Source organism: Shewanella polaris, assembly GCF_006385555.1.
Lineage (GTDB): Bacteria > Pseudomonadota > Gammaproteobacteria > Enterobacterales > Shewanellaceae > Shewanella > Shewanella polaris.
Genome location: NZ_CP041036.1, coordinates 1,924,920 through 1,937,330, shown reverse-complemented (window position 1 = coordinate 1,937,330; position 12,411 = coordinate 1,924,920). Strand labels below are relative to the sequence as shown.

Below are 12,411 nucleotides of genomic sequence, written 5' to 3'. Positions count from 1 at the left end.
TATTGATGTTGTTGATGTTGTTGATGTTGTTGATGTTGATAAAAAATCATAATACCGGTGCTAACGCATTAAAGATCCAACCGACGAGAGTGAATGCTACTAATAACACACAAAATAATATTGCCAGCAAACGCCATTGCATCACTTGTTTTAACAAAATAAACTCAGGAAAACTGGCTGCAACCGTGCTCATACAAAATGCCAATGTAGTTCCTATCGGTAGACCATTAATAATCAGACTTTCCATAACCGGAATAACCCCAGTCGCATTGGAATAAAGTGGAATACCCAACAACACCGCAGCAGGAACTGACCACCATTGTCCGTCCCCCAAATGCTCGCCAATCCATCCATCTGGTACAAAACCGTGTAATGCTGCGCCTAAACCGACACCAATAATGACCCATTTCCACACTCGGCCAAAAATATCCAGCATTTCAGTTTTGGCAAACTGGTGTCTTTGTGGGAACGACATTTTTTGCGCATTGGCACCATCAGCAATCGTTGCTTCACCGCCCTTTTTCTGACCGCGCTTTAACGCTTCAGCCGCAAATGATTGCAGCCAACGCTCAGCCTTAATACTGTCGAGAAAGAAACCGCCTAACATACCCACACTCATGCCAACGACAATATAAAGTAAGGTAAACTTAAGCCCTAATAAACTCATCAACAATAATATCGCGACCTCGTTAATTAAAGGTGAGGTAATCAAAAAGCTCATGGTGATCCCCAAAGGGATCCCTGCAGACGTAAAACCTAAAAATACCGGGATACTCGAGCAAGAACAAAATGGCGTCACTACACCAAAGCCAGATCCCATTAAGTAACCTAATCCTCTGTGTTTACCGGCTAAATAATCCCTGACACGTTCCACATTTAACGACGCCCGCACTAAAGCGATGAGGTAAATCATTATCAGAAGCAAAGCAAAAATTTTAGTCACATCTTCAACAAAAAAATGTAGCGCGTCGCCGAGTTTAGTCTCTGCAGACAACCCTATTACACTGAAAACCAGCCAAGATGCAAAATCAGAAAAGATCTGAAACATAACTTTTACCTCAAAACTCACTTAGTACAAAGATAACGGATTTTAACGATACGAGATTAGAGTTAGATCTCGATTTTGTGGATGGTAGGATGAAACAGAGACGATAGTAATTAACATTTTATGATTTGCTTAATAGACTAGACAGTTTGTATCTTACGATGATTGAAATCTTTTTTAATTAGCATATTACAGCTATAGCTTGGATTAATTTTGCTGTCACAATAGAACTAAGTGGATACTGAGTTGTGGGCAATAAGCAATGAACAATAAACAATAATGATGCAGCCTAATGTATCTTAAACAAGATATTAATAGAGTAATACTTCATTAATAGGATCAAACAGCCTCTACAGTAAACATTACTACGGCTTAATGAAGCCGATTATTTAATGCTGTGGCTGCTGCCACTTAAGCGCAATGCCCAGTTACCATTATGTTGCTGTTCACAAGCCGTTTCGGTATCAAAGCTCACATGCTGACTGATATCTTTTAGGTCAATACCAAATTGACTGAGTGTGCGTTTAATCAAGTTTAATAACGTCGTTTTATGGTTCTCCTGATTAAACTGCCTGAGTTGCAGCTCAGTATCGAAAACACAAACAATGCGTAAACTTTTAGGAAATGCAGTGTAATCAACTTTATGGGTAATCCATGCAAAACCAGGATAAACCTCGATTGAATGATCGCACACAAGGGTTAATCCTTGTCTTAGTTGATTGTCTATCTTTTTGTCAGTTTTACGCATTATTACTCGCTTTGGGCCACATAAACCTAAGGTAAAAATATGAATTTATGTTAAAAGTTAATAAGTTAAAATATACTCTATCATATCAAGCACTGAACTATTCATTGCAATATTAACAGCATCATAATAACGTAAGCCAACGAATAGTGATTTGAACGCATGCAGCAAGCTTAAGGAAAAGCAATAATGAAATGGTTAATTGTGGTGGTATTAAGTTGGGGTATCGGATTTATCAGTTATCCTCTTATCTGGCCTAATGAGACTACTCTTGCAGCTGACAACCGACGAATAATCACCTCAACAATACAAAATAATGCCGCTGAATCTTTATCGAATACCAACTCTTCGATTACGTCAAGCAAAGCCCCCAGCCAAAAAGCTCATGACCGAGAAGCGTTTAAAGCTTCATTAAACATTGAAGAAACACCTTACATGTCGATTTTTCGCATCATGCAGTTGGCTGAACAAGATCCTCTGGAAGCATTACTCGTTGCTGAAGAGACTGAACATGAAGACTTATATGGTTTAATTTTAGAAATTGCCGGGAAAATGCAATTTTCAAACATAATGTCATGGCTAGAACAGTTTAAGTCGACACAACAATATGAATCATTACTCGACAGTTATTTGCGCGGCTTAGCATCGGTTAATCCGCAACAGGCGTTAAGCGATATTGAATTCCTAGCCGCAGAGCCGATGAAGTCATCAATAATGATGTCGATTGTTGATTCATGGGCCAGCAACGATGCAATTGCAGCATTTGAATGGTTAAAGCTACAACCAGAAACTCAATCAACATTAAAAATGTACTTAAATACCATGTATTATTATATTGAACAGTCTCCAAATGAAGCTGCAAATCTAATTTCATCGTTGCCATTAAATGAGTCGACTAATTACTTGATTACGTCAATGGTATATCAGTTAGTTGAAAAAAATACCCAAGAGGCTGTTGATTGGTTAGATAGTATTGCCGTTGAACAGCGTGCCAGTGGGGTATTTATTATTTCGCGTAAAATGGCAGAAACAGATCCCGAGGCGGCTTTAGTGTTTTTAAACAATCAAAAGCAAGCCTATGATTTAAATCAGGACTATTTTAACAGTGCCTTAGCTGAAATCGCCAGTGTGGAACCCAATATGATGCTAGCGCGAATTGATAATTACGATACCAATGTTCAACGAGATATTATCATCAATGCTAGCTACGCCCTCGCGGAAAAATCTGAAAGTGATTTTTTTCAAGTCATTAATTCACTATCTGACGACAATAAAGACATTGCCTTTAATCAACGCGCTGCTCAACTAAGCCAAACCGATCCGCAACAAGCTTTTAATGTATCCGAACGTATTAATGATGTTACGACCCGCTTTGAGTCCATTATGAGTACCGTTAATGTGTGGAGTAGTTTTGATAAACGTGCGGCATTATCGGCCATAGATAACTCAACCCAATTAACTGCCAGTCAAAAAGTCGAGATAAGCAATCAAATCCAATTGCAGCTAACATCATCGAATATTATTTACCCATAAATGGCTGTTTTATAGTTTGCTTAACAGCCTCAACTCGATTTCCACCTGCAATTTTTGCTCTATACATTGCTTGATCTGCATGCTTAAGTAATTGCTGCTCATCTTTACCGTTATCAGGGTATCGAGCAACACCAATGCTCGGTGAAAGTTGCAAATAAAGCCTATCTATTTGATAAGGTCTCTCAAGTTCTACACGGATAGTTTCCGCAATAATAAGTACATCATCAAACAAATCAATTCCATTTAACACCACAACAAACTCATCACCACCAAAACGTCCTACCGTGTCAGTTTGACGAACACAAGCATTTAACCTTTGGGCAATAATCTTAAGTAACTTATCACCGGCAAGATGTCCGTAACTATCATTTACATGTTTAAACCCATCAATATCAATAAATAACAATGAAAGATGACAACCTTCACGACGAGCTAATCCTAGCGACGTTTGTAAACGTCCAAACAACAATGCCCTATTGGGTAATTCAGTTAATGGATCGTGTCCTGCAATATAATGAAGTTGTTGCTCCATTAGCTTTCGCTCAGTTATATCGTGGGCAATTGCGATTCTAAACTGGTGATCTTCAGACCAACGAGCAGACCACAGCACGTGTATTATGCTGCCATCCTTACGGACCCAACGATTTTCAAAACGAGGTTGAAGGTTTCCGTTCAATAAACCTTTAACAACATTAAGCGTTACTTCACCATCATCAGGATAAACATAGTCAATCATAGGCTTACCAATAACTTCATCAGGGGGATAGCCAAAAATATCTTCAAATGCTGCACTGACAAAGACAAAGTCACCTTTTTTATCAACCACACAAACAGCATCAAGCATTAAATCCATAACATCTCTAAGCGCCACAAGATCAAAGGTCTTCATACTGTTCATATCTCGAGAAGTTAGTTTAATTAATAAAGCGTAATAAACGCCAGCTTATAAGCAGTGTTGAATAAATTCAATGACTTATAACGATATGGTCTAACCATTACGATGTGTAAAGTCGATGCTGATAAGGCTTCATCACACCAAAGCATAGTTTATTCATTCAATAAATGGCTAACACATGGCTTTAGCTGCATAAAAATCAACCGATTAATCAATACCTTTAACTTAATTGATGTAAAGTTCTAAATAAGAGGGCGTCATTACGTTAAAGTGTAACCTTTGTATTTTTTGACCTCTCAAAATCATTTACTGACAAACAATAGCCCGAGCTTAATACCCAAGACCATTAACAATTCGACTGTTAATCCATTTTATTTTTAATGATGCCTTAATAGCTAATTGGCTACAACAAACAACAATTCACATCTTATGCAAAAAAATTCGTAATAAAATGACATTAATGCTTTATCTGCTCTTGCAAACAAGCATAAATGCGGTTAAGTTAACTGCAAGTCGCTAAACACGACATAAATGAGTGCATAAAACCTCATCAAAACTGAATTAATTAAGATTATATAAAGAGAATTACCATGAACATCCAAGTGACTACATTCCACCATCATCACCATTTGCGGTAGCCTTCGGATGCTTACTGCCGAAGGACGTTATCCTTCTGGTGGTGAACAATATTTCACATAAACCCCTGGAAGGAATTTCAGGGGTTTTTTGTTTTTCTAAATTTATTTTTTTTTAAGCTTTTAAATTTACAACATTTTATATTTAATACATTAAGGAAGTATCACATGAGTGAATCAAAGCGTTTACGTATTGCCATCCAGAAATCGGGCCGTTTATCAAAAGAGTCTCAACAGTTGCTTAGAAGCTGTGGCGTTAAATTCAACGTTAATGAGCAACGCTTGATTGCACACTCAGACAACATGCCAATCGACTTATTACGCGTTCGTGATGATGATATTCCAGGCTTAGTCATGGACGGTGTTGTTGACCTAGGCATTATCGGTGAAAACGTACTTGAAGAAGAGCAAATTGAGCGTCAACTAGCAAGCAAACCCGCTGAATGCAGTAAATTGCGTGAGTTAGATTTTGGTTCATGTCGTTTATCATTAGCCGTACCCAATGAGTTTGCGTATAAAGATGCAACATCTCTTGAAGGTCTTCGTATCGCCACCTCTTACCCGAACTTACTGCGCCGCTTTATGCAAGAAAAAGGCATAAACTACAGCGACTGTATGCTTAAAGGTTCCGTAGAAGTCGCACCTCGCGCAGGTTTATCAGACGGTATTTGTGATTTAGTATCAACTGGTGCCACCCTTGAAGCTAATGGCTTATATGAAACCGAAGTGATTTACCGCTCAATGGCGTGCATCATTCAATCAAATAAAACTCAATCTACTGAAAAACAAGCTCTTATCAACAAAATCTTGTCTCGTATTAATGGTGTTATCCGTGCTCGTGAAAGTAAATACATCTTATTGCACGCCCCACTTGAAACCTTAGATCAAATCGTTGCCCTACTCCCTGGTGCTGAAAACCCAACAGTATTACCACTCAATGACGACACTAATCGTGTGGCTATCCACGTTGTCAGTACTGAAGATTTATTCTGGGACACAATGGAAGAGTTGACCGTATTAGGTGCAAGCTCAATTCTGGTCATGCCTATTGAAAAAATGATGGGGTAACACAAATGCAAATTCTCAATTGGGCATCTTTATCTACAGAGCAGCAACAACAAACCTTGGCACGTTCTCCACTCATTGGGGATGCCAGTGCCTTGCAAGGTGTTCGCGACATTATTGAGCAAGTTAACAGTCAAGGCGATACAGCCTTACTGAAATTTAACCAGCAATTCGATGGCGTTGATCTTACTGAATTGGCATTAACTGCAGCGCAAATTAGTGCCGCATGTTCACGAGTCAGTAGCGACGTGAAGCAAGCGGTAGCGCAAGCAGTAGCAAACATTGAAACCTTTCATAAAGCGCAAGTGTTTCAAGGTGTAGATATCGAAACTCAAGCGGGAATTCGTTGTGAACTCAGAAGCGAGCCTATCGAACGTGTCGGATTATATATTCCCGGTGGCACCGCACCATTAATTTCTACAGTAATGATGTTGGCCTTACCAGCAAGAATAGCTGGCTGCGGCAAACGGGTATTAGTCAGCCCACCACCGATTAATGATGCAATTATTTATGCCGCTAATGTTTGTGGTATTACCGATATTTTCCAAGTTGGTGGAGCACAAGCCATTGCGGCATTGGCTTTTGGTACCGAATCAGTACCCAACGTAGACAAAATATTTGGCCCAGGTAATCGCTACGTGACAGAAGCAAAGCGTTTAGTCTCTCAAGACAGCCGTGTTAGCGTATCTATAGACATGCCTGCAGGTCCGTCGGAAGTACTCGTTATAGCCGACAAAGATGCCAACCCTGCTTTTGTGGCATCCGATCTACTGTCACAAGCTGAACACGGCGTTGACTCACAAGTGATGTTAGTCACTGACTCATTAGCACTAGCAGAGCAAGTAAACCAAGCCTTAACGGAGCAATTAGCACAATTGAGCCGTAAAGATATTGCCGCAGAAGCGCTAGAATGCAGCCGTAGCATTATTGTCAGTAATATGGAACAAGCCGCTAAAGTATCTAACTTATATGGTCCAGAACATTTAATTATTCAAACAGCCGCGCCTCGTGAAGTACTAAAGCAAGTGCGCGGCGCAGGTTCTGTGTTTTTAGGCGCTTATACACCAGAGTCTGTTGGCGATTACGCGAGTGGGACCAACCACGTTTTACCAACTTATGGTTATAGCCGTTCGGTATCAAGCTTGTCATTGGCCGATTTCAGTCGTCGTTTTACGGTGCAAGAGCTCAACAAACAAGGACTGCAAACCTTAGGTCAAAGTGTCATGGTATTAGCTGAAAACGAACTGTTAGATGCGCATAAAAATGCCATTGCCATTCGTTTAGCCAGTTTGCAATAGGGACTATTGTTGAGCTTTAAGCTGAAACTGAAGTGATGAGTTAACACCTTATATAGAATAAAAGTAGAGAGCATAGCCATGAGTCAGACCCTAGCAGCGCCTTTTAATCCAAACACGTTAGCAAGACCCGAATTGCTGACGTTAACACCCTATGAAAGTGCCAGACGTATCGGCGGTAGAGGTGATATTTGGATCAATGCTAACGAATCGCCATTTAATAATAGCGATCTTGATAAAGTAAATCGTTACCCAGAATGCCAGCCTCCTGAACTCATCAATGCTTACAGCCGTTATTCCGGTGTTAAGACGAGTAACATTATTGCCAGCCGCGGTGCAGACGAAGCGATTGAATTACTCATACGTACATTTTGTATCCCTGGTGTCGACAGCATTGTTTGTTTTGGGCCAACTTATGGGATGTATGCTATTAGCGCTGCTACCTTTAATGTGGGGGTGACGGCGTTAAGTTTAACCGATGAATATCAATTACCAGATGCCTGGCCTTCCCTTATTAAAAAAGCACAAATAGGCAACCCCAAAATTGTGTTTATTTGTAACCCAAATAATCCAACCGGAACCGTTATTGCTAAAGATAAAATTGAACAAGCGATTCAAGCGGCACCTAATTCAATTGTAGTGGTAGATGAAGCCTATATTGAATTTTGCCCTGACTACAGCGTGGCTGATTTATTGGGTAAGTACCCTAACCTCGTTGTGTTACGCACCTTATCTAAAGCGTTTGCGTTGGCCGGTGCTCGCTGTGGTTTTATGCTCGCTAATGATGAGATTATAGATTTAGTGATGCGAGTAATCGCGCCGTACCCAGTGCCGTTACCAGTATCAGAGCTTGCGACTAAAGCCTTAAGCCAAGATGGTATTGACACCATGCAAACTCAAGTAGCGACGTTAGTTGTACAAGGTAAACGTTTAAGTGATGCACTACAGGCTTATGGTGCCAAAGTGCTACCAGCAAACGGCAACTACGTGCTGGCTAAATTTGACGATGTCGGCGCTGCCGCTAAACGCTTAAGTGATTCAGGCGTTGTCGCTCGCGCCTATAAAGATCCGCGTCTTGCTGACGCTATTCGCTTTAGCTTTACCAATGAACAACAAACAAATTTGATTATCGCTTTGTTTGAAAAAAGTCTCTCTGAGTCAGTAGCATAGCGTGCAAAAAATCGCTTCGACAGACCGAGTGAACAACAGATTGATAAACGCTTAAATTAATAGATTAATACTAATAAATTTACACCCTATTTAAGGCAGTGAACATGAAACAGAACATATTATTCATCGACCGCGATGGTACCTTAGTTGAAGAGCCAGCAATCGATAAGCAACTAGATAGTTTGGCTAAATTGGTGTTTGAACCACAAGTTATTCCAGCGTTACTTAAATTACAAAAAGCGGGCTTTCGCCTCGTAATGGTCAGTAATCAAGATGGTTTGGGCACGCCTTCTTTCCCAAAAGAAGACTTTGATGCACCGCACGACATGATGATGCAAATATTCGAAAGCCAAGGGGTTAAGTTTGATAATGTGTTGATTTGTCATCACTTTAATGACGAAAACTGCAGCTGCCGTAAACCGAAGCTAGGTCTAGTAAAAGACTATTTAACCCAAGGCAAAGTCGACTTTACGACTTCTGCTGTCATTGGCGATCGCGACACTGACGTTGAACTCGCCAATGCCATGGGCATTAAAAGCTTTAAATACCAACGTGACAGCTTAAACTGGGACGATATTGCCAATGCTTTACTCAGTAAAGGCCGTATTGCGACTGTTGTTCGCACCACTAAAGAAACCAACATCAAAGTCACCATCGATCTTGATAGTCAAACCAAAGGTGAAATTGAAACCGGAATTGGTTTCTTTGACCACATGCTTGATCAAATTCAAACCCACGGTAACTTTAGAATGGATGTGAATGTCGACGGCGATCTAGAAATCGACGACCATCACAGCGTAGAAGACACGGCATTAGCAATTGGTGATGCAATTCGCCAAGCTTTAGGTGATAAACGTGGTATCGCCCGTTTTGGTTTTAGCTTACCAATGGACGAAGCCAGCGGTGAATGCCTCATGGACATTTCTGGTCGTCCATTCATTAAGTTCAGTGCTGATTTCGACCGTCAAATGGTCGGAGAGATGGCCACCGAAATGGTGCCACATTTCTTCCGCTCATTTGCTGATGGCCTACGCTGCACATTACACATTGGCTCACAAGGCGATAACGATCACCATAAAGTTGAAGCCTTATTTAAAGTGTTAGGCCGTACACTTCGCCAAGCGGTGAAAGTTGAAGGTGACATATTGCCATCAAGCAAAGGTGTGCTGTAAGGAGTTCATGTGACACAAGTATCTAATGCTTCAAACGCTGCCAATGATCTTACGGTGATTATTGACACCGGTTGTGCCAATTTAAGCTCAGTACGGTTTGCTTTTGAGCGCCTAAAAGCGAATGTGATTGTCAGCGCTGACTTTGATGTTATTCGCAGCGCTGCAAGAGTGGTACTGCCAGGTGTTGGCACCGCTGGTGCGGCTATGGACGCCCTAAAACAAAAGAACCTAATAGAGCTAATTAAAAGCTTAACGCAGCCAGTTATGGGCGTATGTTTAGGCATGCAAATGCTAGCATCTTTGTCTAATGAACATGGCGGCCGTAGCGAGCAAAACATCGCCTGCTTAGGGCTAGTGCCCACTGACATTGGTGACTTAGACAGCAAAGGCTTACCTTTGCCCCACATGGGCTGGAATCAAATCGAAGTGAGCGATCATCCATTATTTGTCGGCATAGAAAATGGCAGCTACGTGTATTTTGTTCACAGCTACCGTGCGCCAATCAGCGAATATACTTTAGCTAGCAGCACATATGGAGAATCATTCAGTGCCGCCATTGGTAAAGGCAATTTTTTTGGGGTGCAATTCCACCCAGAGAAAAGTGCCAAAGTGGGCGCACAAATTTTACAGAACTTTTTACAGATGGGGTTAAACATGAGGACACCACAGTGATTATTCCTGCCATTGATTTAATTGACGGCCAAGTGGTGCGTTTGTACCAAGGTGACTACGATAAACAAACCACCTTTGACTTAAGCCCGCTGGCACAGTTGCAGTCTTACCAAGCCCAAGGGGCAAAACTGCTGCATATCGTCGACTTAACGGGTGCAAAAGATCCTAATAAACGTCAAACCCAATTAATTGCTGAACTTGCCGCTGGACTTGATGTTGATATTCAAGTCGGTGGTGGTATTCGTAGCGAAGAGCAAGTTGCCGAGCTCCTCAATATTGGTGTTAAGCGTGTGGTTATAGGCTCGCTTGCCGTTAAAGACCCTGAACTGGTTAAAAGTTGGTTTGTAAAATACGGCAGTGATGCAATCTGTTTAGCGCTGGACGTCAACATTAACGATGAAGGCGAAAAGATTGTCGCAGTATCGGGCTGGCAATCTGGTGGAGGTAAATCACTAGAGTCATTAGTCGCCGAATTTGAAACTGTCGGCCTTAAGCATGCTTTAGTGACCGATATTAGCCGTGACGGCACCTTAACTGGCGCTAATACCGAACTGTACACTGAGTTAACGGCAAGTTATCCAAACATTCTGTGGCAAGCCTCTGGCGGTATTGCAACACTAGACAACGTCGCGGCTGTACGCGACAGTAAAGCCTCAGGTATTATTATCGGCAAAGCTTTATTGATTAATCAATTTACCGTTGAGGAGGCAATACAATGCTGGCCAAACGCATAGTTCCGTGTCTTGATGTACGCGAAGGTAAAGTGGTTAAAGGCGTGCAGTTTCGCAATCACGAAATTGTTGGAGATATCGTTCCCCTCGCCGCCCGTTATGCCGAAGAAGGTGCTGATGAATTAGTATTTTATGACATTACCGCCAGTGCGCACAACAGAGTCATTGATAAGTCTTGGGTTAGTCGCGTTGCAGAACAAATCGATATTCCGTTTTGTGTTGCCGGAGGCATTAAAACTATCGAACAAGCACGTGAAAAATTGGCCTTTGGTGCAGATAAAATATCAATTAATTCGCCAGCATTAAGCGACCCGAGTTTAATCTCACGCCTGCAAGATGAGTTTGGTCGCCAGTGTATTGTTATTGGCATTGACTCATTTTACGACGCTACCAGTGATAGCTACAAAGTAAAACAGTTTACCGGTGACGAAACCTCGACCAAAGATACCCAATGGTATACCCAAGATTGGGTCGAAGAAGTGCAAAAACGCGGTTGTGGTGAGATAGTATTAAACGTCATGAACCAAGACGGCGTGCGCGGCGGATATGACATCAAACAGCTCAGCATGGTTCGCGCCATTTGCGACGTACCGTTAATAGCCTCAGGCGGTGCAGGCACTATGGAACACTTTAAAGACGTGTTTGAACTCGCCAAAGTTGATGCAGCATTAGCTGCAAGCGTATTTCATAAAGGCATTATAGATATTGGTGAGCTAAAGCAATATTTGCACGCCAATCACATTGCGATTCGTTTATAAGCTTAGGCTTTAACGACGAAACCAAAAAATATAGCCTCATCCAATAAGAGATTACACATGACAAGCATTACATTTGATAGCACAAACGTGGACTGGGAAAAACAACAAGGATTAATCCCTACTGTTGTACAAAATCACCTAACTGGCAAAGTGCTCATGCTAGGTTATATGGATCAAGCAGCATTAGAAAAAACCTTAGCCACTAAACAAGTCACCTTTTTTAGTCGATCTAAACAACGTTTGTGGACCAAAGGCGAAACCTCTGGTAACACACTTGATCTCATTGCTATTGACAAAGACTGCGACAACGACAGCTTTTTAGTGCAAGTTATCCCTAACGGCCCAACTTGCCATACTGGTACTGAAAGCTGCTGGTCAGATGGCAACGCACACCCTTTTATTGATAATCTGACCAAGTTGATTATTTCTCGTAAAGGTCAAAGTGCAGACTCAAGCTATACCGCATCGCTCTTTGAGCGTGGTACTAAACGTATGGCCCAAAAAGTGGGTGAAGAAGGTCTTGAAACCGCCCTTGCAGCAGCAACTCATGACAAGGAAGAACTTGTTAATGAAGCCTCTGATTTGATGTATCACTTAATAGTGCTACTTGAAGACCAAGGTTTGTCGATGGCAGATATCAATAAGAATTTATTGGATCGCCATAATAAAGCCACCAAGTCTTAAATCGTTTAAGC

General features: G+C 41.4%; 12 protein-coding genes. 9 read left to right on the top strand and 3 right to left on the bottom strand.

Going from position 1 to position 12,411, the window contains the following annotated elements:
• Positions 1–46 precede the first annotated feature (46 nt).
• A complete protein-coding gene (locus FH971_RS08495) occupies positions 47–1,048 on the bottom strand; it encodes a permease (protein ID WP_140234008.1) in 1,002 nt (333 codons plus the stop codon).
• 382 nt (positions 1,049–1,430) lie between these two features.
• The gene (locus FH971_RS08490) at positions 1,431–1,793 is read right to left on the bottom strand and encodes a Fis family transcriptional regulator (RefSeq protein WP_140234007.1); all 363 of its coding nucleotides are present in this window, start codon (positions 1,791–1,793) and stop codon (positions 1,431–1,433) included.
• Between the two features lie 186 nt (positions 1,794–1,979).
• Here FH971_RS08490 and FH971_RS08485 point away from each other — a divergent pair, with 186 nt between their 5' ends.
• Positions 1,980–3,323, top strand: a complete 1,344-nt coding sequence (locus tag FH971_RS08485) for a hypothetical protein (protein ID WP_140234006.1) — start codon at positions 1,980–1,982, stop codon at positions 3,321–3,323.
• Here FH971_RS08485 and FH971_RS08480 read toward each other — a convergent pair.
• A complete protein-coding gene (locus FH971_RS08480; protein ID WP_140234005.1) occupies positions 3,310–4,212 on the bottom strand; it encodes a diguanylate cyclase domain-containing protein in 903 nt (300 codons plus the stop codon). The genes FH971_RS08485 and FH971_RS08480 overlap by 14 nt on opposite strands.
• An 809-nt stretch (positions 4,213–5,021) precedes the next feature.
• On the opposite strand from FH971_RS08480, the gene hisG reads away from it, so the two are divergent.
• The 8 genes from hisG to hisIE all read left to right on the top strand — a co-directional run bounded on the left by hisG (position 5,022) and on the right by hisIE (position 12,400).
• Complete coding sequence (gene hisG, locus FH971_RS08475) at positions 5,022–5,921, top strand: ATP phosphoribosyltransferase (protein WP_137221048.1); 900 nt, start codon at positions 5,022–5,024, stop codon at positions 5,919–5,921.
• Positions 5,922–5,926: 5 nt separating this feature from the next.
• Complete coding sequence (hisD, locus tag FH971_RS08470; RefSeq protein WP_140234004.1) at positions 5,927–7,216, top strand: histidinol dehydrogenase; 1,290 nt, start codon at positions 5,927–5,929, stop codon at positions 7,214–7,216.
• Positions 7,217–7,294: 78 nt separating this feature from the next.
• Positions 7,295–8,383, top strand: coding sequence for a histidinol-phosphate transaminase (gene hisC, locus FH971_RS08465; protein WP_140234003.1), 1,089 nt, complete (start codon positions 7,295–7,297; stop codon positions 8,381–8,383).
• A 104-nt stretch (positions 8,384–8,487) separates the two neighbouring features.
• The gene (hisB, locus tag FH971_RS08460; RefSeq protein ID WP_140234002.1) at positions 8,488–9,555 is read left to right on the top strand and encodes a bifunctional histidinol-phosphatase/imidazoleglycerol-phosphate dehydratase HisB; all 1,068 of its coding nucleotides are present in this window, start codon (positions 8,488–8,490) and stop codon (positions 9,553–9,555) included.
• Between the two features lie 9 nt (positions 9,556–9,564).
• Positions 9,565–10,227 carry an imidazole glycerol phosphate synthase subunit HisH gene (gene hisH / locus FH971_RS08455; RefSeq protein WP_137221056.1) on the top strand — a complete coding sequence of 221 codons (663 nt, stop codon included), beginning with the start codon at positions 9,565–9,567 and terminating at the stop codon, positions 10,225–10,227.
• A complete protein-coding gene (gene hisA / locus FH971_RS08450; RefSeq protein WP_140234001.1) occupies positions 10,224–10,961 on the top strand; it encodes a 1-(5-phosphoribosyl)-5-[(5-phosphoribosylamino)methylideneamino]imidazole-4-carboxamide isomerase in 738 nt (245 codons plus the stop codon). The genes hisH and hisA overlap by 4 nt, the downstream gene beginning before the upstream one ends.
• The gene (gene hisF, locus FH971_RS08445) at positions 10,943–11,716 is read left to right on the top strand and encodes an imidazole glycerol phosphate synthase subunit HisF (RefSeq protein ID WP_140234000.1); all 774 of its coding nucleotides are present in this window, start codon (positions 10,943–10,945) and stop codon (positions 11,714–11,716) included. The genes hisA and hisF overlap by 19 nt, the downstream gene beginning before the upstream one ends.
• A gap of 57 nt (positions 11,717–11,773) precedes the next feature.
• Entirely contained in the window at positions 11,774–12,400 is a 627-nt protein-coding gene (hisIE, locus tag FH971_RS08440) for a bifunctional phosphoribosyl-AMP cyclohydrolase/phosphoribosyl-ATP diphosphatase HisIE (protein ID WP_137221062.1), read from the top strand.
• Positions 12,401–12,411 lie beyond the last annotated feature (11 nt).